The sequence below is a fragment of the Bradyrhizobium sp. USDA 4454 genome (assembly GCF_054822705.1).
In genome coordinates this window covers 2,188,968-2,212,745 of sequence record NZ_JBTRCN010000001.1, presented here as the reverse complement: position 1 = coordinate 2,212,745, position 23,778 = coordinate 2,188,968, and the positions used below count along the sequence as shown (strand labels likewise).

The 23,778-nt window shown below is 64.1% G+C and carries 23 protein-coding genes; 7 read left to right on the top strand and 16 right to left on the bottom strand.

Features of this window, described 5'->3' with window-relative positions; genetic code table 11:
- Nucleotides 1-32 precede the first annotated feature (32 nt).
- The 3 genes from ACVIW0_RS09990 to ACVIW0_RS09980 all read left to right on the top strand — a co-directional run bounded on the left by ACVIW0_RS09990 (nt 33) and on the right by ACVIW0_RS09980 (nt 5,580).
- Nucleotides 33-1,622, top strand: coding sequence for an amidase (locus ACVIW0_RS09990; protein ID WP_461352161.1), 1,590 nt, complete (start codon nt 33-35; stop codon nt 1,620-1,622).
- A gap of 498 nt (nt 1,623-2,120) precedes the next feature.
- The gene (locus ACVIW0_RS09985; protein ID WP_461352160.1) at nt 2,121-4,328 is read left to right on the top strand and encodes a spermine/spermidine synthase domain-containing protein; all 2,208 of its coding nucleotides are present in this window, start codon (nt 2,121-2,123) and stop codon (nt 4,326-4,328) included.
- Between the two features lie 169 nt (nt 4,329-4,497).
- Complete coding sequence (locus tag ACVIW0_RS09980) at nt 4,498-5,580, top strand: ISAs1 family transposase (protein ID WP_461351070.1); 1,083 nt, start codon at nt 4,498-4,500, stop codon at nt 5,578-5,580.
- 243 nt (nt 5,581-5,823) lie between these two features.
- Here ACVIW0_RS09980 and ACVIW0_RS09975 read toward each other — a convergent pair whose 3' ends face one another.
- From ACVIW0_RS09975 to ACVIW0_RS09935, 9 genes are all read right to left on the bottom strand, one after another.
- Entirely contained in the window at nt 5,824-6,762 is a 939-nt protein-coding gene (locus tag ACVIW0_RS09975) for a polyphosphate kinase 2 family protein (RefSeq protein WP_461352159.1), read from the bottom strand.
- On the bottom strand, nt 6,728-7,741 hold the full coding sequence (locus tag ACVIW0_RS09970) for a branched-chain amino acid ABC transporter permease (protein WP_461352158.1): 1,014 nt from the start codon (nt 7,739-7,741) through the stop codon (nt 6,728-6,730). Before ACVIW0_RS09970 ends, ACVIW0_RS09975 begins: the two co-directional genes overlap by 35 nt.
- A complete protein-coding gene (locus ACVIW0_RS09965; protein ID WP_461352157.1) occupies nt 7,738-8,619 on the bottom strand; it encodes a branched-chain amino acid ABC transporter permease in 882 nt (293 codons plus the stop codon). Before ACVIW0_RS09965 ends, ACVIW0_RS09970 begins: the two co-directional genes overlap by 4 nt.
- A 192-nt stretch (nt 8,620-8,811) precedes the next feature.
- Complete coding sequence (locus ACVIW0_RS09960) at nt 8,812-9,516, bottom strand: ABC transporter ATP-binding protein (RefSeq protein WP_461357291.1); 705 nt, start codon at nt 9,514-9,516, stop codon at nt 8,812-8,814.
- A gap of 5 nt (nt 9,517-9,521) precedes the next feature.
- Nucleotides 9,522-10,295 (bottom strand): ABC transporter ATP-binding protein, encoded by a 774-nt coding sequence (locus ACVIW0_RS09955; RefSeq protein ID WP_461352156.1) that lies wholly within the window; start codon nt 10,293-10,295, stop codon nt 9,522-9,524.
- A gap of 22 nt (nt 10,296-10,317) precedes the next feature.
- Nucleotides 10,318-11,628 carry an ABC transporter substrate-binding protein gene (locus tag ACVIW0_RS09950; RefSeq protein WP_461352155.1) on the bottom strand — a complete coding sequence of 437 codons (1,311 nt, stop codon included), beginning with the start codon at nt 11,626-11,628 and terminating at the stop codon, nt 10,318-10,320.
- 169 nt (nt 11,629-11,797) lie between these two features.
- Nucleotides 11,798-12,058, bottom strand: coding sequence for a hypothetical protein (locus ACVIW0_RS09945; RefSeq protein ID WP_461352154.1), 261 nt, complete (start codon nt 12,056-12,058; stop codon nt 11,798-11,800).
- 235 nt (nt 12,059-12,293) lie between these two features.
- Nucleotides 12,294-12,992: an NUDIX hydrolase gene (locus ACVIW0_RS09940; RefSeq protein WP_461352153.1), complete on the bottom strand. Its 699-nt coding sequence runs from the start codon at nt 12,990-12,992 to the stop codon at nt 12,294-12,296.
- Nucleotides 12,993-13,075: 83 nt separating this feature from the next.
- Nucleotides 13,076-14,101 carry an ABC transporter substrate-binding protein gene (locus ACVIW0_RS09935; RefSeq protein ID WP_461352152.1) on the bottom strand — a complete coding sequence of 342 codons (1,026 nt, stop codon included), beginning with the start codon at nt 14,099-14,101 and terminating at the stop codon, nt 13,076-13,078.
- Between the two features lie 402 nt (nt 14,102-14,503).
- Here ACVIW0_RS09935 and ACVIW0_RS09930 point away from each other — a divergent pair, with 402 nt between their 5' ends.
- A complete protein-coding gene (locus ACVIW0_RS09930; RefSeq protein ID WP_461352151.1) occupies nt 14,504-15,829 on the top strand; it encodes a 4Fe-4S binding protein in 1,326 nt (441 codons plus the stop codon).
- Nucleotides 15,830-15,987: 158 nt separating this feature from the next.
- Here the strand turns inward: ACVIW0_RS09930 and ACVIW0_RS09925 are convergent, their stop codons facing one another.
- Nucleotides 15,988-16,872, bottom strand: coding sequence for an SDR family oxidoreductase (locus ACVIW0_RS09925; RefSeq protein WP_461352150.1), 885 nt, complete (start codon nt 16,870-16,872; stop codon nt 15,988-15,990).
- A 93-nt stretch (nt 16,873-16,965) separates the two neighbouring features.
- Between ACVIW0_RS09925 and ACVIW0_RS09920 the strand changes: the two genes are divergently transcribed.
- Together ACVIW0_RS09920 and ACVIW0_RS09915 are read left to right on the top strand one after the other, a co-directional pair.
- On the top strand, nt 16,966-17,814 hold the full coding sequence (locus ACVIW0_RS09920; protein WP_461352149.1) for a helix-turn-helix transcriptional regulator: 849 nt from the start codon (nt 16,966-16,968) through the stop codon (nt 17,812-17,814).
- A 216-nt stretch (nt 17,815-18,030) separates the two neighbouring features.
- Entirely contained in the window at nt 18,031-18,960 is a 930-nt protein-coding gene (locus ACVIW0_RS09915; protein WP_461352148.1) for a phosphatase PAP2 family protein, read from the top strand.
- A 71-nt stretch (nt 18,961-19,031) separates the two neighbouring features.
- On the opposite strand, the gene ACVIW0_RS09910 is transcribed toward ACVIW0_RS09915, so the two are convergent.
- The 6 genes from ACVIW0_RS09910 to ACVIW0_RS09885 all read right to left on the bottom strand — a co-directional run bounded on the left by ACVIW0_RS09910 (nt 19,032) and on the right by ACVIW0_RS09885 (nt 23,249).
- A complete protein-coding gene (locus ACVIW0_RS09910) occupies nt 19,032-19,817 on the bottom strand; it encodes an ABC transporter permease (RefSeq protein WP_461352147.1) in 786 nt (261 codons plus the stop codon).
- On the bottom strand, nt 19,817-20,632 hold the full coding sequence (locus ACVIW0_RS09905) for an ABC transporter ATP-binding protein (RefSeq protein WP_461352146.1): 816 nt from the start codon (nt 20,630-20,632) through the stop codon (nt 19,817-19,819). Before ACVIW0_RS09905 ends, ACVIW0_RS09910 begins: the two co-directional genes overlap by 1 nt.
- A 169-nt stretch (nt 20,633-20,801) precedes the next feature.
- Nucleotides 20,802-21,062: a DUF3551 domain-containing protein gene (locus ACVIW0_RS09900; RefSeq protein WP_461352145.1), complete on the bottom strand. Its 261-nt coding sequence runs from the start codon at nt 21,060-21,062 to the stop codon at nt 20,802-20,804.
- 109 nt (nt 21,063-21,171) lie between these two features.
- A complete protein-coding gene (locus ACVIW0_RS09895) occupies nt 21,172-21,444 on the bottom strand; it encodes a DUF3551 domain-containing protein (protein ID WP_461352144.1) in 273 nt (90 codons plus the stop codon).
- A gap of 132 nt (nt 21,445-21,576) precedes the next feature.
- Entirely contained in the window at nt 21,577-22,287 is a 711-nt protein-coding gene (locus ACVIW0_RS09890) for a hypothetical protein (RefSeq protein ID WP_461352143.1), read from the bottom strand.
- A 125-nt stretch (nt 22,288-22,412) separates the two neighbouring features.
- On the bottom strand, nt 22,413-23,249 hold the full coding sequence (locus ACVIW0_RS09885; RefSeq protein ID WP_461352142.1) for a metal-dependent phosphohydrolase: 837 nt from the start codon (nt 23,247-23,249) through the stop codon (nt 22,413-22,415).
- A gap of 230 nt (nt 23,250-23,479) precedes the next feature.
- Between ACVIW0_RS09885 and ACVIW0_RS09880 the strand changes: the two genes are divergently transcribed.
- Nucleotides 23,480-23,695, top strand: a complete 216-nt coding sequence (locus ACVIW0_RS09880; RefSeq protein ID WP_461352141.1) for a hypothetical protein — start codon at nt 23,480-23,482, stop codon at nt 23,693-23,695.
- The last annotated feature ends 83 nt before the right edge of the window (nt 23,696-23,778 follow it).

Sequence of the window (23,778 nt, the reverse complement as noted above, 5' to 3'; positions counted from 1 at the left end):
GGTATGCTCCATGTCCAGATCGCGTCGCGGACATGGAAAGGCTCCGATCGATGCAGACAACGCGACGACGCTTCCTCAAACTCGCGGCCGCAACAATCGCGGCAACGGACCTCCGCCCGGCGGCGGCTGAAAGCACCCCAAACGTTGCGAACAGCACAGACGGCCTCTTCTATCGCGGCGTTGCGGAATTGCGCGTCATGCTTGACGCGCGGCAGGTCTCTGCGGCGGAGTTGACGGCCTTGGCGATTGCCCGGATCGAGACGCATGACGGTCGGATCAACGCCGTGGTGGTGCGCGATTTCGAGCGGGCGCGAGCCGCCGCGGCGGTAGCGGATGCCGCGCTGGCGCGCGGCGAGCGGCGGCCGCTGCTCGGCATTCCCTTCACAGTGAAGGAATCCTTCAATGTGGCAGGCTTACCGACCAGTTGGGGCCTACCTCAGGGCCGCGACTGGAAACCCGCCGAGGACGCCGTTGCCGTCAGACGCCTCAAATCGGCCGGAGCCGTTCTGCTCGGCAAGACCAACCTCGCGACTGCGATCGCGGACTGGCAAAGCTTCAATCAGATCTACGGCACCACCAACAACCCCCACGAGCCCGAGCTGACTCCGGGCGGCTCCTCCGGAGGATCGGCTGCCGCTTTGGCCGCGGGCTTCGTGCCGCTCGAACTTGGCTCGGACATCTCCGGTTCGATCCGCGTGCCCGCCCATCTCTGCGGCGTGTTCGGACACAAGCCGACGTCCGGGCTCGTCCCGCAGCGCGGACATACGCCGCCCGGGGCTCAGGCAATCGTCGCCGATCTCACGCACGGGCTCGGTGTCTGCGGTCCGCTGGCGCGCAACGCTGCCGACCTCGCCACGGCACTGGATATTCTGGCCGGTCCCGACGAGGCGGAGGCCGTGGCGTATCGCCTGGCGCTGCCGCCACCCCGGCATGAGGCGCTGCGGGACTTCCGCGTGCTGCTGATTGACGATCATCCGCTGCTGCCGGTCGCCGGCGAAATTCGTCAGGCGCTCGATCAACTCGGCCGCCGGCTCGGCAAGGCGGGAACAGCCGTGGCACGCGCAAGCCCGCTGTTACCCGATTTGGCGGAGTCCGCCCGCCTGCACACCCGCCTCGTTCGCAATTTCACCGCGTTCGGCCGGCCACCGGAATTCTTCGTCAAGGCCCGCATCGAAGCCGCGGCGTTGAAGCCGGAGGACGACAGCCTGAAAGCCTGGCGTCTGCGGGCGCCGCTGCTGACGCACCACGAATGGCTGACGAACGAGATCGCGCGGGCTCGCCTGCGCCAGCAATGGGCCGCGCTGTTCCGGCAGTTTGACGTCGTGCTCTGCCCGCCATTTTCCGTCGCCGCCTTCCCGCATGACCACACGCCCGATCAGGAGGACCGCGTGATCGCGATCGACGGGAACACCCATCCCTATCTGTCGCTGATCGTATGGGCGACGCTTGCCACCCCGCCGGGACTACCGGCAACAGCGATGCCGATCGCGCGCACCGCAAGCAGATTGCCGATCGGCGTGCAGATCATCGGCCCCTATCTGGAAGACCGGACGACGCTGACCTTCGCGCGACTGCTGGAGCGCGAATTTGGCGGCTTCGTTCCGCCAAGGGACTTCAGCTAGTCCCTCACCACCGGCCGCGTGACGACGCGCGCAGGCTGGACGGTGAGCGGCCGGAGAGGCGGCAAAGGCGGCGTTGAAACGGCGGACGCTGCCGAAGCTGGCGGAGGGCGATCTCGGTCATCGCATCGTCGGTGGGGGCCCCACGGGTGGTCTCCCGACGGACATCTCTGCGACGCCCGATCGAGATTGCGAAATCGACATTCCCACGATCATCTCGCCTGGGGCTCACCCCTCTCCTCAGCCTCCCCCGCAGGGCGACGGAGCCGCCGAGGGTGCTCTCCTCACGCAACCCCCGTCACGCCTCGCATCGACAATCGACGGCGGGACAAAGCCGCGTGCCACGCGCGTAGCTAAACCTATCCTACACCATACCTCACGGAGGACATCGGCCTGCGACAACCATGGCGGGTACGCTGCCCGGCAAATCAATTTTTGCTCAACACGTTGAATCTAGTCTGCCGTCGCTTCCGCGATGATGGTTAAGGAGATGTTGGGATCATGCCCGCGACGAAAATGGCCGAAGGGCTCAATCAGCGACAAGTCGGCTTCAATCTCTTCCTCGTCGGATTCCTGATCCTGTTCCTCGAACTGGCCTGCATCCGCTGGTTCTCGGCCAAGGTCGTCTTCCTGCAATTCTTCACCAATATCGTGCTGCTGGCGGCGTTCCTCGGCATGTCCTGCGGCTGCCTTGCTGCGCGGCGCACCACCAACTGGCTCGCGCTGTTTCCGGGGTTGGCATTCGTGACCTTCGCCACCGTGGTTTCGATCATGGTGCTGTATTCCTACTGGGGCGAGCTCGCGGTCGATGTCGGCCACCAGGCCTCGCCGCAGGAGGTGTTCTTCGGCACCGAGGTTCGCAACCCCGATCTCGCCAAGTTCGTCGTGCCGATCGAGGCGATCGCCGGCCTGTTCTTCGTGCTGATCGCGCTGATGTTCGTCGGCCCCGGCCAGGTGCTGGGCCGCGCCTTCGACGCATACCCCAACCGCGTTGCCGGCTACTCGCTGAATATCGGCGGCAGCCTTGCGGGCATCGTCGGGTTCTCGCTGCTGTCGTTTGCGCAGGCGCCGCCGGTAGTCTGGTTCGGCATCAGCTGCGCCGGCATCGTCTATCTGCTCTACCAGGACAAGGCGCTGTCGATGCTGCGCCTGGTGATCCTCGTCGTCGTGGTGGGCTTCACCGGCTTCTACGCCGATCAGTCCGAGAACCATGAACTGCGTTGGTCGCCCTATTACGCGGTGGACCTGAACAAATCGAACGGCAACATCACCGTCAACAACATCGGCCATCAGGAGATGATTCCGTTCAGCGAACGTGGCTCGTCCTATTCGCTGATTCACCTGCTGCAGAAGCACAGCGGCGGCGCGCCGTTCAAGGACGTCATGGTGATCGGCGCCGGCTCCGGCAACGACCTCGCGCACGCCTTGCGCTTCGGTGTCGACCGCATCGATGCGGTCGAGATCGATCCCGTGATCCAGAACATCGGCATCCACAACCATCCCGACAAGCCCTACCAGGACCCGCGGGTCGTGCCGCATCTCGACGACGGCCGGCATTTCCTGCGCACCACCGACCGCAAATACGACCTGGTGATCTATGCGCTGGTCGACTCGCTGATCCTGCACAGCGGCTACGCCAACATCCGCCTGGAAAGCTATCTGTTCACCGAGCAGGCGTTCCAGGATGTCCGCCGCGTGCTGAAGCAGGACGGCATCTTCGTGATGTACAATTACTATCGCCAGGGCTGGATTGTGCAGCGCGTCGCTGCGATGGCCAAGCAGGTGTTCGGTTGCGATCCGCTGGTGCTGCCGCTGCCCTACAAGGAAGCCCTGACCTCGTCGGAGGCAGTCGGCTTCACGACCATCATCGCGGGCTGCAATCCGCGCATCTCCACCGCGTTCCGCGACCGCGGCCAGTTCTGGCTGAACAGCGTGCCGCCGGAGAACCTGGCAATCGACGGCTTCGACGCCCCGCAGGACAAGGCAAAGGACAAGGCCGCCGCCAAGCATGGCGACTGGGTGCCGCTGGCGCCGACAAAATTGGTCGTCGACAATGCGGGCGCCAAACAATCGACCAGCGACGACTGGCCGTTCCTCTATGTCAGCGGACGGCTGATCCCCGACCTGACCGTTCGCTCGATGATCCTGCTCGGCGTGCTCGGGCTGGGCCTCGTCTATCTGTTCAAGCCGAAAGGCGCCTGGCGGCCCAACAGCCGGATGTTCTTCCTCGGCGCAGCTTTCATGCTGCTGGAAACCAAGGCAGTGGTGCAGATGGCGCTGCTGTTCGGCAGCACCTGGCTGGTCAACTCGGCGGTGTTTTTCACCGCGCTGGTGCTGATCCTCGCTGCCAATCTCTATGTGATCAAGGTGCCGTCGACCCGGCTGGTGCTGCACTATGCCGGGCTGTTGCTGCTGCTGGCGGTCTCGGTGCTGGTGCCGCTCGACACTTTCCTCAGCGGCGGCATCGTCTGGCGCTACGTGATCCCGTGCGCGCTGGCGCTCGGCCCGATGTTCTTCGCCGGCGTGATCTTCGCCCGCACCTTCCGCGACGAGGCCAATCCCGATCAGGCGTTCGGATCCAACATCGCGGGATCCGTGATCGGCGGCCTCGCCGAATCGTGCTCGACTTTGCTCGGCTTCCGCTACCTCCTGCTCGTCGCGATCGGCTTCTATCTGCTGTCGGCCTGGATGCCGTCACGCAAGGGTTAGCGGCCGCGCCGGGCGAACGGCAGACTGCGCAGGCGCGTAAGGGGCGCACCGACGGCAGGGTTCCCTCCCCCCTTGCGGGTAGGGGAATCGCATATGGCGCTAGCGGGGTGTTGCCAAGCGATTGGAACTGGATTCTTTGGGTGTCTCTCGATTCCCGAGGGAGCCCTGAATGCGCAAGCTCAAGCGCCTGTTTCGACCGCTCAAGGACCCGCGCGCTAGCAACACCCGACATGATCTGGTGGAGATCCTCGTCATCGCCTTGGCGGCGACGCTGGCTGGCGCCAAGACCTGCACCGAGTTCGAGTTCTTTGGCCAAGGCCGCGAGGAGCTGTTGCGGCGCTTCCTGAAGCTCGAGCACGGCATCCCGAGCCACGATACGTTCAGCAATGTCTTCCGTGCTCTGGACCCGAAGGGGCTTGAAGCGGTTTTGCGCAAGTTCAGCAAGAGCTTCGGCGTCAAAGGGGTGGTCAGCATTGACGGCAAGGCGCTGCGCGGAGCCTACACACGAGGTCGGCAGGCCACGCCGCTGCATATGGTCAATGTCTGGGCCGCAGGCACTCGCATGGCGCTGGCTCAGAGAAAGGCTCCCGACCGCAACGAGGTTGCCGGGGCTCTCGAAGTCCTCGCCCTGCTCGATCTGGATGGGGCTCTTGTCACCGCCGATGCCTTGCATTGCCGGCCCGACACCGCGCAGGCCATCCGCGACCGAAAGGGGCACTACGTGTTGGCCATCAAGAGCAATCGTGGCCGGCTGTTCAAGGCCGCCAAGACGCTGGTCGACACAGCCCGAAAGCCCGCGCGAGCGAGTCAACGAAGAGCCACCGCCCACGGCCGCGTCGAGCGCCGACAGGCCCTCGTCGCGCCGGCGCCTCGGTTGGCGAAACAATACGGCTTCCCCGCCATCGCCGCAGTCGGTCGCATCGACAGTTGGCGCGCCAACTCTGGCAAGGCTGTCAAACACACGGTCCGATACTTCCTGGCATCGCGCCTGCTGTCGGCCAAAAAGCTGCTCGAGGCCGTGCGCGCTCATTGGAGCATCGAGAACAACCTGCACTGGGTCCTCGACGTTCTGTTCGACGAGGATGCCTGCCGCAGCCGCAAGGATCACGCTGCGGAAAATCTTGCTCTTATCCGCAAGCTGGCCATCAATGCTCTGCAGGCGACACCCGGCCCCGCGCGCATCAGCCACAAAATGCTCCAAGCCAGGTGGAACAACGACTTCCTTCTCTCGACCCTCGGCCATATGCGATAGCCCTACCCTTGCGGGGGACCTTGCGGGGGAGGGTTAGGGAGAGGGGTACCACATGGGGACTCTCTTGAATTTCACTTCCGACGACGCGCGATCAAATTGCGAAAGCAACGCTCCGCCTCGATGATCTCGCTTGGGGCCACCCCTCTCCCCACCCTCCCCCGCAAGGGACCCGGCAAGGGGGGAGGGAGCCCGACCCGCGTGCTCACCTCACGAAAATCGGCACGAACCGCAAGCACACGAACGCTACTTCTTCATCGGCCCCTTCTCCGCCGCACCCTTGGCTTCCGCCTCCAGCGCTGCGCGGACGCGCTTGAATTCGCTCAGGTCGGCCTTGTCGACCTCGGGGAATTTCAGGTCGAGCCTGTCGAGCGCATTGACGATGGTCGAGCCGATCACGACGCGGGCGAACCATTTGTGATCGGCCGGCACGATGTGCCAGGGCGCCTCCCTCGTCGCGGTGTGATGGATCATGTCCTGATAGGCGGCCTGGTATTTGGCCCACAGCGCGCGCTCGGAAATGTCGGCCATGGAGAACTTCCAGTTCTTGGCCGGCTCCTCGAGCCGGTCGAGGAAGCGCCGGCGCTGCTCCTCCTTGGAGACGTGCAGGAAGAACTTCAGGATCACAGTGCCGTTGCGCGACAGATAGCGCTCGATCGCGGAGATGTCCTCGAAGCGCTCGCGCCAGATGTTCTTGGTCACCAGCTTCTTCGGGATCTTCTGCTTGCCGAGCAGGTCGGCATGCACGCGCACCACCAGGCATTCCTCGTAGTAGGAGCGGTTGAAGATGCCGATGCGGCCGCGCTCCGGCAGCGCGATCATGGCGCGCCACATATAGTCGTGGTCGAGCTCCTTGCTCGACGGCTGCTTGAACGAGGAGACCTCGCAGCCCTGCGGATTGACGCCCTCGAACACGCTCTTGATCGCCGAGTCCTTGCCGGCGGCGTCCATGCCCTGGAAGATCAAGAGCAGCGACCAGCGGTCCTGGGCGTAGAGCTTCTCCTGGAAATCGTTGAGCCGCTTGCGGTTAGCCTCGATGATCTTGCTGCCGGCGTCCTTGTCGATGCCGCCCTTCTCGGCGGTCGGATACGACTTGAGGTGAAATTCGCCCGATCCGTCGAAGCGGAACGGCGCGACGTAGGGCTTCAGTTCATCGGTGAGCGATGGGGACGGTTTGTTGCTCATGGCCTCTCGAGGGCTTGCGTGGCGATTTGATCCGGTCGATCACGCTACCAAGAATGCCCTTGGGCAGGAAGATGATGAACAGCACCAGCAATATGCCGTAGACCAGATTGTCCCAGCCGACCGCCTTGGTGCCGAACGAGATGCGCAGCACCTCGGCCAGCACGATGGTGATGACGGCGCCGACCGTCGGACCCAGCGCGACATAGACGCCGCCGACGATCGCCGCGAACACCATCTGCAGCGACACCGCGATGCCGCTCACGGTGTCGGGCGAGATGAACATCTGGTACTGGCAATACAGCGCGCCCGCGAGCGCGGTCATCAGTGCGCTGATCAGGGTGATCTTGAGCTTCTCGGCGGTGACGTTGACGCCGGCCGCGGCGGCGGCGTCCTCGTCCTCCGAGATCGCCTCCATGGCGTGGCGGATCATGCTGCGGTCGATCGCGCGCCAGATCAGGAGGCCCAAAACCCAGACCGCGAGCGCGATCAGGTACCAGGTGGTCTTGTCGTCGTCGAACTGCAGCGCGAACAGGCCCTTGCCGCTCGGCGCGCGCTGCGGCGTATAGCCGAGCGAGCCGCCAGTATAGTCGCGGGTCGCGGTGATGACCTGCAGCACGATGCCGGACAGCGCCAGCGTCACCAGCACGAAATAATGCCCGGTGATCCGGAAGCGAAAGCAGGGATAGGCCACGATCAGTGCCAACACTCCCGCGGTCGCCATGCTCAGGGGAATGCCGATCCAGGGCGACACGCCGAGGTGATTCCACAACAGCGCGGTGACATAGGCGCCGATGCCCATGAAGCCGCCATGGCCGAGCGAGACCAGGCCGAAGCGGCCCATGATCGACCACGAGGTGTAGGCGAACGACCAGATCAGGATCAGCACCAGCACATGCAGATGATAGGGATCGCGGTGCACGAACGGCAGCGTGACCAGCACGAGCAGCGCAACGATCCAGCCGGCGACCTGCCTGTTCACGAGCGCCTCGCCAAAAGGCCCGCGGGCCGGATGAACATCATGACGATGAAGAAGCCGAACGCCAGCACGTAGCCCCATTCGAGATCGGAGAACAGGCCGCCGAGTGAGATGATCTCGGCGAACACGAAGGCGGCGATGAAGCCGCCGATGAAATTGCCGAGGCCGCCGAGCACGCAGATCAGGAAGGTGATCGGCCCGAACGACAGGCCGACGAACGGATGCACGTCATATTGCAGCACCAAGAGGCAGGCGGCGAGACCGGCGAGCCCGCCGCCGATCGCCGAGGTGACGAGATAGATCCGCTTGGGGTCGACGCCCATCAGCGGCATGATCTGGCGGTCCTGCGCGATGGCGCGGATCGCAGTGCCGGTGAAGGTCCGGGTCAGGAACAGATAGACGCCGATCATGCCGACCAGCGCCGCCACAAACGACAACAGCCGCGCATAACTGAAATTCATCTCGCCGAGCGCCAGCACCGGCAGGCGGATGCCGAGATTGCGGAAGTCGATGCCGAAGGCGACGGTGGCAAAACTCTGCAGGATGAACAGCACGCCGCCGGTGGCGAGCAGCTGGTTGATCGGCGGCGCGGTCAATAGCGGCGCGATGACCAGGAAATGCAGCGCGGCCCCTAACAGCGCCACCAGCAGGATAACGAGCGGCGCGGCGGCCCAATACGGCAAATGGAACATCTGCACGAGGTAGTACATGCCGTACATGCCGATCATCACGAGCTCGGCGTAGCAGATCCAGGTGACGTCGATGACACCGAAAATCAAATTGAGCCCGAGCGCCAACAGCGCCAGCACGCCGCCGAGCAGGATGCCGTTGATGACGGCTTCCAGCAGGTAGATGTCGAAGATGTTGAGGAAGGATTGCATGGCGGTTGTGCCTTAGCCGATGGCGTTGGCTGATTGAACTAGCGGAGCCGTCATCCTGAGGAGCCACGAAGCGGCGTCTCGAAGGATCGACGGCCACCAGCCGGGCCGTTCATCCTTCGAGACGCGCGTGCCGCGCTCCTCAGGATGACGGGAGAATGAGTGAACGCACTTGCCCGCGACTGACATCATCCCCTACACCCCCAAATACGCCTGCTTGATGGTATCGCTCGCCGCGAGCTCCGCGGCCGTGCCGGCGGCGCGGATGCTGCCGGCCTCCAGCAGATAGGCGCGGTCGACCACCCGCAGCACCTGCTGCACGTTCTGCTCGACGATCAAGACCGTCAGCCCCGAGGCGCGGATGCGCTTGACGAGTTCGAACACCTGCTGCACCACGACCGGCGCGAGTCCGGCCGACGGCTCGTCGAGCAGCAGCAGTTTCGGATTCGACATCAGCGCGCGGCCGATCGCGCACATCTGCTGCTCGCCGCCCGACATGGTGCCGGCCATCTGGTGCTGGCGCTCCTTCATGCGCGGAAACAGCTCGAACACGAACTCCAGCCGCTCGGCGTAATGCGCGCGGGCGGCGGGCATGTAGGCGCCCATCTTCAGATTGTCGGCGACCGTGAGTCGCGGAAACAGCCGGCGATTTTCCGGCACATGCGCGATGCCGAGGCTGACGATACGATGCGGCGGCGTCGCGACGACGTCGCTGCCTTCCATCGCAATCGTACCCCGGATCGGCCGGATCAGCCCGGAGATCACCCGCATCAGCGTGGTCTTGCCGGCGCCGTTCGGGCCGATCACGCCGACCGCCTCGCCCGCCTTGACGTCGAGGCTGACATCGAACAGCGCCTGGAAGCTGCCATAGCCCGCGTCGACCGATTTCAGTTCCAGCATGCCGCTCATGCCCCGATCCGGCGGCGCGCTTGCGCGGCGGCCGCCGCCGCAAGGCTGGCGTCCGCATCGGTGCCGAGATAGACCTCGATCACCCGTGGATTGCCGGCGACATCGGCCGGCAGGCCTTCGGCGATCTTCTCGCCGTGATCGAGCACCATGACGCGATCGACCACGCGCATCAAGACGCCCATGATGTGCTCGACCCAGATGATAGTGACGCCGAGCTCGTCGCGGATCCGCCGCAGCATGTCGGCAGCCTGGTCCATCTCGGCCTCGTCGAGCCCGCCGAGGCTCTCATCGGCCAGCAAGAGCTTTGGCCCGGTGGCAAGTGCCTTTGCCAGTTCAAGCTTCTTCAAGCCGGCGGCGCCGAGGCCCTCGACGCTGGAGTGACGATCGGTCGGCAGCCCGACCATCGCCAGCGCGCGCTCGGCCGCCTCCTCGGCCTTGGCGCGGCTGTGGCGACCCTGGCCGTAGAAGCCCGCGAGAACGACGTTCTCGAAAATGCTCAGCCGATGGAACGGCCGCGGAATCTGGAAAGTGCGGCCGATGCCGCCCACGATGATCCGGTGCGGGGCAAGGCCCGCGATCTCGCGGCCGTCGAACAGGATCGAGCCCTCGGTCGGCGGCAGCGTGCCCGACAGCATGTTGAAGATCGTGCTCTTGCCCGACCCGTTCGGCCCGATCAGGCCGAGAATCTCGCCCTGCTCGACGCGGAACGACACGTTGTTGACGGCGCGAAAGCCGCCAAACCGCTTGACCAGGCCTTCCACGGCGAGCACGGCAGTCCCTTTCGCGAGCGAGCTATTTGTAGCTGTAGGTGGTGCCGGCCGGCAGCGGCAGCTCGGTCTCGCGCTGCATCTGGCTCTTCGGCCACACCACATAGGATTTATCGTCGATATATTGCAGCACCACCGGGAACGAGCGCGCGTTCTGCCCGGCGTATTGCTCGCCCTCACCGTAGAACTTCACGCCGTAGCCGAGCATGGTGCCGCCCTCGGGTATGTCGGTGTCGAGGGCGGCCTTGCGCAGCGCATCCGGATCGACGCCGCCATATGTCTTGATCGCGCGCGGCAACACGTCGTCGAGGAAGACATAGGCGTTGGCCGCGCCGATGCCGACATGAGCGGAGCGGATCGGCACGCCGGGCTTCAACCGGTCGAACTCCTCGCCGACCATCTTGATGACCGGCGGCAGCTTCGGATCCATGCCCTTTTGATTGGCGAGCCAGATCGAGATCGGGTCGGTGTTGAACAGATAGTTGGCGTCGGCGCCGAGACCTTCCTTCAGCTTCTCATAGACGCCATAGCCCGCACCGTGGCCGACGATGGCGCCGAACTTCAATCCCTGCTCGCGCGCCTGGCGGAACAGCAGGGTAATGTCCGGATTGTAGCCGGTGTGGAAGATGACGTCGGGCTTGGCGCGCTTCAGCTTGGTGACCAGCGCCGACAAATCCGGCGCGGTCGCCGAATAGCCCTCCTTGAGCACAATGTTGAAGCCGGCCTTCTTCGCGCCGGCCTCATTGCCCTTGGCGACGTCGACGCCATAGGCGCCGTCCTCATGGATGATGGCGACGCGGAGATCCTTCGGCTCCTTGCCGAACTTGGACATGGAGTATTGCGCGATGAAGTCGGTCGTCATCATGCCGTACTGGTTGCCGGCGGCCTGCGGACGGAACACGTATTTGTAGTTCTTGCCGTCGAACACGCCGGAGGAAATGCAGGTCGTGATCCACATGAACTTCTTCATCTGCTCGACCCGCGCCGACACCGGCACGCATTGCGCCGAGGAGAAGAAGCCCATCACCATGTCGACCTTTTCCTGCTCGAGCAGGCGGACGGCCTCGTTGATGGCGATATCAGGCTTGCTCTGCGCGTCGGCATAGACCGCCTCGACCTTGTAACCCTCGACGCCGGTCTTGGCGTAATGGTCGAGCATGATCTTGACGCCGGTATATTGCAGCTCGGAGCCGCCGCCGGCCAGCGGGCCGGTCAGATCGAAGATCACGCCGATCTTGATCTTCTTGTCCTCCGCCTGCGCGGCATCGGCCGCGCCGAGCGCCGCAAGCGCGACAGACAGACCCGCGAGCCAGCGGGCAACCCTCCTGACCGGCATGAATCCCTCCCCAGAGATTGTGCACTGCATTTTTGTTGTCGTGCCGCCTATCACAGGGGGCGCGGCCGGTGATGTCAAGCACGATGGCTGCGTCGCCACGGCGCAGGCTTGCGCAAAGTTTCGGCGGCCGACGCCGGGGCGCCCAGCCAGAGGGAAACGCAGGCGGACCTCAACTCTTCACGGGCTGCAGCTGCCAGAGCGTCGTGTAGTTCATGATCGGCCGCTCGAACGTCCCTCCTTTGGCGACAAATGGTTTCGCCGAATCCAGCATCGGCTGATATCGGTCGAGCTGCTTCGCCGCCTCCAGATCGGTCCACAGGCTGATGTTCGAGAGCGACGAGGTCTCCTCATCCGCACCGACATAGAAAGCAATCAATCCACGCATCACCTCGATGCCGGGACGAAGCACCTTCTCGGTCTCGATCATCATTTGCCGCATCTCGGCAAATTTGCCCGGCGGGCATCGAAGAATCGAGGTTCGAACGACTGGCTGCATTGGAATGCCCCTCTTTCACGCGGCAGAATCAGATGTCGAATGGTCGACTGCAACCATAGCGTAACGCCGTGTTTGGTGTCGCTGACTTCGAGATGGAAGCGGTCGATGCCGGCCGATCCCGGTAACCGCCGCAAAGGTCCAGAAGGCGGCCGCTTACAAGCAAGCACGCTTACGACAACTGCGTCTCGATGAACGCGGTGACGAAGCGCGGCATCGCGTCAGTGAGGTCGGCGCGGCTGCGCACCAGATGGATGCCGGCGAGTTCGGGATTGTCCTGCCGTGCGAGATTGGCCTCGATCCGGGCACGCAGCGCATCGCCTGGCATATCGACGCGCAGGATCTGCATCATCGCCAGCGCAACGCCGGTGTAGATGCAGTGCCAGTCATGATCGGCATGGCAATCCGCTGCGGTGAGCCCGGTCTCCTCCTCGAGCTCGCGCATCACGCTGCCGGCGATATCGACCGTGTCGCCCCTGATATCGTCGAGATCGGGCGTGCCTGACGGAAAATAGATCCGTCCGGCATTCGCGGTCTGCGCGCCCATCACCCCGCAGACGAAGGCGCCGTCGCTCGAGAGCAGCGCGCCCATGCCGAAGCCGTTGAAGATCTCCTTGTCCGGGAATCCCCAGTCGCGCCAGGCGAGGAAGCTCGCGAAATCGGTCTCGAAATAGCTCGCGCTGAGCCGCTCGCCGGCAAACACAGGGTCGCGCCCAAGCAGGACGCGGCCGTTCCACAGGTTCGGGTTCAGCCGCTGCTGCTCGGCGAAATGCGCATCGATCTCGGCGCGCCGCTGGTCGGCGAACGGCCAGGGCCGTCGCTGCAAGGCGAGGTCGAGCGCGGTGACGCGGCAAATGAGCGGAGACTGCATGTGGCTCATTTGGGCATGATCTCCGCGCAAACGCCATGCGTTTGTCGCGCGCAAAACCGATTCACACTTTTGCGGATCATGCCCTAATTCGCACTTCCGGTCGTCTTCCTGGCCTGCTCGACGAACTTGTTGGTGTAGGTCTTGGTGACGTCGATGCCGGCTTTCGCCACCTCGGGCGAGCCTTCGCTGAACACCGCGAGCACGGCTTCGGCGCCCTTGGGATCCATCTTGCCGGTCTCAGAGAACATCGGGATCGTGTTCTTCAGCGCGGCGAGATATTGCTCCTTGTTCTTGCCGACGAGGTCTTCCGGCATCTTCGCCATGATGTCCTCGGCGGAATGCGAATGGATCCAGGCCAGCGTCGCCATGATCGCATTGGTCAGCGCCTGCACCTCCTTTTCGTGGCCGTTGACCCAGGCCGCGGTCGAATAGAGCGCGCCGCCCGGATATTCGCCGCCGAACACCGCGAGCGTGTCGTGCTGGGTGCGGGTGTCGCTGAGGATCTTGAGGTCGGCGTGGCTGCCTTGCAGCACGGTGACGGAGGGATCGAGCATCACCGCGGCATCGATCTGGCCCTGCTCCATCGCGGCCACCGCGGTGGCGCCGAGGCCGACACCGATCACGGCGGTACCGGCCGGATCGAGGCCGTTCTTCTTCAACAGATACTTCAGGAAGAAGTCGGTCGAGGAGCCCGGCGCGCTGACACCGACCTTCTTGCCGGCGAGATCCTTGATCGCGTTGATCTCGCCGGTGTGCTTCGGCGACACCACCAGCACCAGGCCGGGGTAGCGGTCGTAGATCACGAAGGCCTGCATCTCCTGCTTCTTGGCCGCGATATTGACGCAGTGGTCGAAATAGCCCGAGACGACGTCGGCGCTGCCGCCGAGCACCGCTTTCAGCGCGTCCGAGCCGCCCTTGAGGTCGACCAGTTCGACCGCAAGCCCGGCCTTGTCATATTCGCCAAGTTGCTTGGCCAGCACGGTGGGCAGATAGCACAGGCAGGCGCCGCCCCCGACCGCGATGGTGATCTTGCTTTGCGCCGCGGCAAGGCCCGTGGACAGGGTCAGCGCCAGCAGCGTTCCGGCAAGCTTGCCAAGCCATTTGTTCATGACGTCCTCCGATCGAATTGACCGGCAAGATAGAGGAGCCGGCATGGCTTGAGAAGGCGACTTTCCGATTGTAGCGAGCGGCCTTCCCACGCCGCGTCCTGGCGAAAGCCAGGACCTATAACCACCGAGTTCGATTGAGAGTGCGATAGTGGCCCCAGCGTCGCACAACAGCAAGCGATTGGGGTAATGGGTCCTGGCTTTCGCCAGGACGACACTGAATACATTCACTCTCTCAGGATGACTGAGCCGGCCTCGTCACGCGCGTGCGCGTTGCCCAAGCATTACGCGAGGCGGTCACTTCGGCGGCAGTTCCACCGCATGATCACCGGCAGATAATTCGCTTGCCTCGCCCGCCTGCTCGAACCATAATATGATGGTCGTCATTTTATCGAGAGCGGAACCATGAGCCTGGACGATCATCCCACGGTCAGGGCCGTGCGGGCGCGCAGCAGTCAGCCTGCCCACAATGTCCCGGTTTCGTCGGAACTGATCAAGCAGATCGCGCGCAATTGCGGCGCCGACGATGTCGGCATCATCGAATTCGAACGCGCCGCGATCGCGCCGCAGCGGGACTTCATCCGCAAGGTCTACGGCCGGACCCGTTCCCTGCTCGCGATCGCCTGCCACATGAACCGCGAGCCGGTGCGCTCGCCGTCGCGCTCGGTCGCCAACGAGGAATTCCACTCGACCTACGATCACGTCAACGAAACCGCCCGCGCCATCGTTCGCGCGCTCGATGAACACGGCATCCCGGCCTGCAACTCGGTCGCCGCCTTCCCGATGGAGATGGACCTGCCGCGGATCATGATGGTCCAGCACAAGCCGATCGCGGTCGAGGCCGGGCTCGGGCGGATGGGAATCCATCGCAGTGTCATCCACCCGAAGTTCGGCAGCTTCGTGCTGCTCGGCACCATCCTGCTCGGCTGCGAGGTCGACGCTCACGACCAGCCGATCGACTATAATCCCTGCCTGGAGTGCAAATTGTGCGTTGCCGCCTGCCCGGTCGGCGCCATCAAGCCGGACGGCGGCTTCGATTTCCTGTCCTGCCACACCCATAATTATCACGATTTTCTCGGCAACTTCGCGCAATGGGTCGAGAAGGTCGCGGATGCAAAGGACGCCAGGGATTATCGCGCCCGCGTGCCGCGCACCGAGACGATGAACATCTGGCAATCGCTGTCGTTCAAGCCGGGCTACAAGGCGGCCTATTGCATCTCGGCCTGTCCGGCCGGTGAAGACGTGATCGGGCCGTTCCTCAGCGATCGCGACGGTCATTTCGCCGATGTGGTGCAACCGCTGATCGACAAGGACGAGTTCGTCTATGTGCTCCCGGACACCGACGCCGAGGATACGGTGACGCGGCGGTTTCCGCACAAGAAGGTCCAGCAGGTCACATCCGGCCGTCATACCGGCAGCATCCAGGCCTACATCTTCTCGCTCTCGCTCGGATTCCAGCGCGGTCGGGCACGCGGCCTCGACCTCGTGACCCATCTGCGTTTCACCGGGGCCAGCGCGCTCGACATGACGGTCACGATCAAGGGCAAGGAGCTGCAAGTCGTGCCGGGACGACACGTTGGCGAGGCGGCGCTGACCGTCACCGCCGACACCCAGGCATGGCTGCGCGTGCAGAATCGCGACCTTGAGCTCGCCGACGCGCTTGCATCAGGGCTGGTGAGCTGCAGCGACGAGAAGCTGTTCGCGGCTTATATGCGGTGCTTCCCGCTCTGAGCCGGATGCGTCGCCGCGTAGGGCGGGTTAGGCGCAGCCGTAACCCGCCGCCGGTCGCGCGAGACCGAAGATGGCGGGTTACGCCTTCCGCCTTCGCTCGTTGAGCTATCGCGGACGTAGTCGGCTAACCCGCCCTACGCATCCTGTCGCGCGGCTTCCTATTGTGCGGAATCAACCAGCTGTTCGAGATCGGCGATCAGCCCTGGTCCGGTCGGCTGCCATCCAAGCTTCCTGCGCGTCTGCTCGCTGGAAGCCGCCATGTCGGATCCCGCGAACGTGCCGAGCCAACCGAAAAAGGCCTGTGCTTCCTGCGGGGCGATCGATTTAACCGGCAGCTTCAGGCGCCGTCCGATCGTTTCGGCAATATCGCGCATCGAGACCCCCTCCTCCGCGACGGCGTGATACTTTGCGTTCGGCTCGGCCTTTTCGATGGCCAGCCGGTAGAGACGCGCCACGTCGAGAACATGCGCCGCCGGCCAGCGATTTTGCCCGTCGCCGAGATAGGCGCACGCGCCTTTTTCGCGGTACACCGCGATCAAGGGGGTGATGAGACCCTGCCTGAGAGGGTCGTGGACCTGGGGAAGGCGCATCGCCGACGCGCGGACGCCCTTCAGCGACAGGGCCGTCTGTTCCGACACGCGAGGGAATGGGAAATCCGGCGGTATCGTTTGGTCCTCAGTCGCGACCTGGCCGGGCTTGGCCAATCCCGCCAAGCCCCCGGTTACGATCAGTGGCCTGTCCGATCCGGCAAGAACCGAACCCAGGGCTTCGATGGCGCGGCGGTCGATCTCGCAGCTCTTCGCGAAATTGGACCAGTCGTGAACGAAGCCCAGGTGAATGACAGCATCCGAAGCGGCTGCTCCCTTGCGCAGGCCATCAAGGTCCTCAAGCGAGCCGCGAAGAACCTCCGCTCCGAGGGCAGCGATCGCACTCGCCCCCTCGTCCGATCGGGCCAGGCCAAGAACCTGATGTCCGGCGGCGATCAGCTCCTTGACGACGGGAGTGCCGATAAATCCGGTCGCTCCGGTGACAAATACACGCATCAGCAAGTCTCCATGGTTTTGCTGACGACAAATCTGCGGCGCTGCGCTATCGTGGTAAAGTAGTGACGTTATCATGGTATAATAGCTAACAGGATGAGCGAACCGCTCGCGCATGAAAACCTGCTCGGCGCTTACCTGAAGGACCGCCGCAGCAAGCTCGATCCGGCCGTGTTCGGCTTTCCGCCGGAGCGGCGGCGCACGCCGGGCTTGCGCCGCGAGGAAGTGGCACAGCGCGCCAACATTTCCGCGACCTGGTACACGTGGCTCGAACAGGGCCGTGGCGGCGCGCCGTCGGCCGACGTGCTCGACCGCATCGCGCGTGCGCTGATGCTGACCGAAGTCGAACGCGAGCATCTGTTCCTGCTCGGCCTCGGCCGCACGCCCGAGGTGCGCTACCAGAAAAACGACGGCGTGACGCCGCGGCTGCAACGCGTGCTCGACGCGCTGGAGCCGCGCCCTGCCGTGATCAGGACCGCGATATGGGACGTCGTCGCCTGGAATCGGGCGGCGCCTGTGATGCTGACGGACTACGGATCGCTGCCGCCGCGCGAGCGCAACGTGCTGCGCTTCATGTTCCTCAATCCGCGCTGCCGCGCCGTGCAACACGACTGGGCCAGCGTGGCGCGCTTCGTGGTCGGCGCCTTCAGGGTCGACGCGGCGCGCGCCGGAGCTGCCGCCGAGGTACAGCCGTTCGTCGACGAGCTCTGTCGGCTGAGCCCGGAATTCGCGGCGCTGTGGCGCGACAACGACGTGCGCACCCATGGCGAGGCCGTCAAGCAGCTCCGGCACCCGATCCTGGGTCCGGTCAAGTTCGAATATTCGGTGTTCGCGGTCGACGGTCGTTCCGACCTCAGCATGATCGTCTACAATCCGATCGACCCCGGAGTGACGGAAAAGATCCGAGCCCTGATCAACGCGGCGCCGGCAGCCGATGGCAGATGATGATGGCTTCCGTCATCATGCGACCTTTCCGTGCGCAATGAACCGTTAACCTAACCATCGTTTCGCTGCCTTTCGTGCGATCGTCCCCGCGCCGAGTGTCGGCCATGGCGTCGCCGAATGCGACGCGCGCGGCGTTCTCTGCATTTTTAACGAATGAGGGTATGCAACCTTAAGGCGCGGATGCGATGCAGCTTCCACGCAGCGGGGTAACGACGTGTGACCAATCAAGTCATCGAGACACGGGCCTTGTGGCTTGTCATCGCCATCATCGCCATGATCGACCTGGTGTGGCTGCGCACGTCGGGAATGTCGGTCGCGCTCCCGCCTGCCAAGGCGGTCATGTTCGCGATCGTCGCGTCGCTCGCGCTGGTCTACGTCCGCTTCAGGCCCGATCGACGCATCGCCGAACTCGCGATCGCATGCGCACAACTGATCGCCTTCACGGCGATCGCCGCGGTGTTGAGCTATCTGACGGTCACCTCGAATTTCCCGTTGATCGATCGCCAGCTCGCCGCGATCGACGCCGCGTTGTATCTGGACTGGCCGGCCTATTTCGATTGGGTCGACAAACACCTCGCGATCAAGAGCATCCTCGAGACCGTGTACGATAGCTGCCTGGCACAGACCGCGGTGCTGCTGGTGTCGCTGAGTGCGTGCGACCGGTTCGAACAGATGCGCGAGTTCGTCTGGCTCTTCATGATGGCGCTGCTGGTCGCGATTCCGATCTCGTGGAGCTTCCCCGCCGCCAGCGCCTGGGTTCAGTTTGACGTCGTCGCCCGCGCCGACGCCTATCACCTGGCCGATTTCAACGCGCTTCGCGCCGGTCAGATGACGCGCATCCCGCTGGCGGAGGTGAACGGTCTGATCACCTTTCCATCCTTCCATACGGCGCTGGCCGTCATCCTGATCTACGCCAGCAGGGGCATGAAGCTGCTATTCCCCGTGTTCCTCGTGCTGAACCTGCTGGTGATCGCCTCGACGCCGACCATCGGCGGCCACTATTTCATCGACGTGATCGCGGGTGCAGCCCTCGTCCCGTGCCTGATCGGCCTGCGCCGGACGTCGTGGCGGACATTGTTCGCGCGCCGGGCCGCCTCGCCATCCTACCAGGTCGAATATGTCCGGGCTGATCAGCGCCGCCGCTGAAGCCTGATCCGGCTTGTTGTCTGAGCATGAACTTTCTCGGAAAACCGCTTCGCACTTTTCCGGATCATGCTCTAGTCCCGCGCCGCCGCCGTCGGCCGCCAGACCAGCAGCCGTTTCTCCACAACCGTCACGCCCATGTCGATCAGGATGACGAAGGCCGACAGCACGAACATGCCGGCGAACACGCCGGCGACGTCGAACACGCCTTCGGCCTGCTGGATCAGATAGCCGAGGCCGGCCGCCGAACCGAGATACTCGCCGACGACAGCGCCGACCACCGCAAAGCCGACCGAGGTGTGCAGCGACGAGAACATCCAGGACAGCGCCGACGGCCAGTAGACGTGGCGCATCAGCTGCCGCTCGTTCATGCCGAGCATGCGGCCATTGTCGAGCACCGTGGTCGGCACCTCCTTGACGCCCTGATAGACGTTAAAGAACACGATGAAGAACACCAGCGTCACGCCGAGCGCGACCTTGGACCAGACGCCGAGCCCGAACCACAGCGCGAAGATCGGCGCCAGCACCACGCGCGGCAGCGCGTTGACCATCTTCACATAGGGATCGAACACCGCGGCGACGCGCGGCTGCCGCGCGAACCAGAAGCCGACCAGGATGCCGCCGGCCGAGCCGATCACGAAGGCCAGGATCGACTCCCACAGCGTGATCGCCAGATGCTTCCAGATCACCCCGCTCGAGAACCATTTGACGATCTGGCTGAAGACGTCGACCGGATTGGAGAAGAAGAACGGCGGCAGCAGCACCTTGCCGAACACCGGCACGGTGGAGAAGAACTGCCACAAGGCCAGCGTGACGACGGCGACGAGAATTTGAAGAGAGAGCAGCGTGACGCGCGACATCAGGCGGCCCCCGCCTGCGTCGACTGCACATAGCCTTTCATCACCTCGTCCTTCAGCACGCCCCAGATATCGCGGTGCAGGGCGTGGAAATCCTTCTCCATCCTGATCTCGGCGATGTCTCGCGGCCGCGGCAGCGTGATGCGCCAGTCGCCTATGATGCGCGCGGACGGACCGGCCGACATGATCACGACGCGGTCGGCCAGCGCGATCGCCTCCTCGAGATCGTGGGTGACGAACAGCACCGCCTTGCGGTCGGCGGTCCACAAGTCCAGCAGCAGATTGCCCATGATCTGCCGGGTCTGGGCATCCAGCGGACCGAACGGTTCGTCCATCAGCAGAATCTTCGGATCGCGGATCAGGACTTGCGCGAGCGCCACACGCTTGCGCTGGCCGCCCGACAGCATGTGCGGATAGCGGCCGACGAACGCGCCGAGCCCGACCGCGACAAGCCATTTTTGCGCGCGAGCGAGCGCCTCGGTGCGCGGCGTGCCCCTGATCTCGAGCCCGATCGCGACATTGTCGATCGCGGTCTTCCACGGAAACAGAGCATCGGCCTGGAACAGGTAGCCGGCGTCGCGGTTGAGGCCGCCGAGCGGCTTGTCGAAGATCCGCGCCGATCCGGCCGCGGGTTTCAGCAGCCCCGCGGTGACGTTGAGCAGCGTCGACTTTCCGCATCCGGTCGGACCGACAATGGCGACGAACTCGCCATGCGCGACCGCAAGATTGGCCTGCTCCACCGCGGTATAGACCCGTCCATCCGCCAACCGAAACGCCACCGTCGCATCGTCAAGCGCGACCGCCGTCGGCTCCGTCATCGCCACGCATTCCTCCCCGAATTTTCGGAAATGGCTTAGCGGTTCGGGCCGGCAAGTTCAACGCAGGAAGATGGCGCAGACGGGCGAGCGCTATGATTGGCTGTTCACCCACGACGCCTTGCGCGTGCCGGCCCGACGGCCGGCAATCGACGCGCCTCGCGCACCCGCGTCAGTGAGCACGGTGGCGATGCACCCGGCGCTTCTGAGATGGCGGCGGCGCGAAAAACGGATTGACCGAGCACATCGCGGCGCGGCCCGACGCGCTCACCTGGCACTGCGGGATCGAGGTGAAGCTGCAATCGATGTAGTTTCCGGCCCTGCCTTGAAAGACCTGCATGCACACCGGATAGTTCGGGTCATAGGCCTGCCCGGAGGCAGGTCCGGTCAGGGCGACCGCAAATGCAGCGATCGCGAGCAGCTTCAGGCGCATTGGTCTCTCCTCGGCATTGCAAGCTTTCTTCACAACTGCCGGAGTTAGTCAACAGCCCGGACGATGCGACGGCCATGCGGACGATCACAGGCACGCGATGCACGAGACACTAGTCGGCGGACTGGCGTTGTCTTTGCTTCCGCTCCCTGGGCGGCTTTTTCGGACCCTTGTAGAATGGATTGACCGAGCATGTCGCCGCGCGGCCCGAGGCCGTTGCCTGGCATTGCGGAAGCGACGTGTAGCTGCAATCGATGTATTCCGGCGTCAGCCGGCCGCCATAGACTTCCAGGCACACCGGATAGTTCGGATCGTACATCTGTGCGGCAGCGGGCCCGGCGATGCCGACACCGATCGCGGCGACGATGAAGACTGTCAAGCGCATCGCGTTCTCCTCAAGCCTGAGCCCCAGAGCCTTTCCCGTTCCGATCGGAACCGGGCTCTGGACTCTTGTATTGACGCGTTTTCTTCACGCGAACCGGTATCCACTTCGCCCGAAAACGCTTTAGCCGCGCTTCTATCGCTGTTCGTCGGCCGGCTTGCCGTCGCCTTCACCGAGACAACGGATCATGAAGGCCGTCGTGTCCCGCGGCAGCACCTGCGCGGCGCGCGCCTTGAGGCGGCATTCGAGCTGTGCGATCTGGCGCGCCCGTTGCCGTTCGGACGGCAGCGTCGATTGCCGCAACCGGCGTAACGTCATCGGCGAACCGTCCGACTCGAAGCTCAGCTCGTATTTCTTGCCGTTCTGGTCGGTGGCGGCGCAGGTGATGGTGGACACCTGCCGCGTGATGAAGCTGCCGACCTGACGGCAGGAGCCCGTTGACATCTCGACCAGCGGCACCGGCAGGCCGTCGACGCGCGGGCGGTCACTCGACTTCAGCAACATCCGGTCGACCGCTAGTTCGAACAGATTGTCCTGGGTGCGCTCGGTGCTCTCGCCGGAGAATGAGACGATGTGGCTCTTGTCGGCGGGATCGTCGAGCACCACGGTGAATTCGGAACGGCCGCGCTGGGTGTGGAAATAGGCGACCGCCTTGCAGCTATAGCTACGGCCCGCAACGGTGACGTTGCGGCAGCTGCCGGACATCAGCGCATACAGGTCGACGTCGTAGACCGGACCGGCGGCCCCCGCGAGCGCGGGCCAGCAGACGAAGGCAGCCGCAATCAAATGAGCGAAACGGGAGATCATGCTGAAACGGTCGAAGACACGGTCGAATGGAAGGTTCATGGCGCAAGGTCGCCGATTTCCACCGACTGTGCAACGAGGAAGCAGGCCGAAATGTGGAGGCCCCGGGATTGACCGGGGAACACAGCACAAGCTGTGCGGAAAGGCCGCGGCCCGGCCGTCCTGCGTCAGATCTGCGGGCCGGACAACGTCACCTCGCGCTCGGCGCGGAACACGTTGCTGTAGAGATTTGCGATCCACTGGCGGCCGCTTGCCGTCATGTTCAGGCAGTCGATGGCGCCCTGGATGTGCGGCGCAACCATGTTCCAGTAGAATTGCGGATAGCGGTCGACGATATCGGCCGGCGATTCATAACCGAGCTGGCGATTGATGCCGACTTCCTCGAACTCGTGATAGAGCGCGTTGGCCTTCCTGATGTAGTTGGGATCGCCGAGCTGCCCGATGAAATCGGCCGCGCGGACGATCGCCGCCTCGTCGTCGTATTGCTGGCCTTCGGGCGCCGGAAACCGCGTGCCCTCGATGTTGCGCGCGACACGCTCGCGATCGAGCGGAAGCACGGCCTCGAGCCTGTCGAGCACATACAGCTTCGAGCGATCGACATGGTACGGCATCAGGCCGGCATCGGACGAGCCGCGCGGCAGCACTACCTTGTTGCCGGCGGCATCGATGACGTACCCATCCGGTCCGTCGCCTTTCAGCAGGCCGCGCACATAGCCGATGTCGTGAGTGAGGCACGCGATGATGGTGTGGGTGTAATCCTCGGCGGTGACGTGGGTGTGCAGCGCGCGGCCGCGGATGATGTCGTGCCCGGCGAGCGTCACCAGCATCGTATGCTCGACATTGTGGTAAAGTGCGTCGCTGTTGCCGATGCATTCCAGCGCGATCCGCGCCGCGGCCGGCAGCAGTTCGCCGAAGCGTGCCTGCGAAGCCCCGAAGGTGCGGCTGACATGCGTGGCGAAAAACTTCTCCAAAGCACCAGCCGCCAACTCAGGTAACGTCATCATCGATGCAGCCCCCGACCGCGCAACGTTCCTCGTTCGCCCCCGATCTCACGCCGTAGTTGGGCAACAAGTATAGCGTATCTGCCGACGTGCGGCTACGCGCTGACGAACGCAGCGAATCAGTCCGGCGGTCCTTCCCCGGTGTTGCGGGCGGCGTGCCCAGCCAGTCGATAGTGGCATGAACCGTGCATGAACCGCCTCAGACCGGGTTAATTCTACGGATAAAGACCATCATGCTTGTTACGCTCGTCGCCGTCCTCTGCAATGCTCAGCTCTGCATGGAAAAGGTCGTCACCAACAGCGACCAATCAGGCATCACCATGGGCGCCTGCGCCGTAAATGCCCAAATCGGCATCGCCGACTGGCTCGCCAAGGGCCCGTATCACGATTGGCGCCTGCAAAGTTACAAGTGCATCATGGGCAAATACGTCCCCAAGAACGAAGTGTGATGTGTGCTCACAGCCCCGAGAGGGGCTGATCCACTTCAAGGGTCCGACTGGAGCAGCCCGCGAAACCACGTGATGCAGGCGCG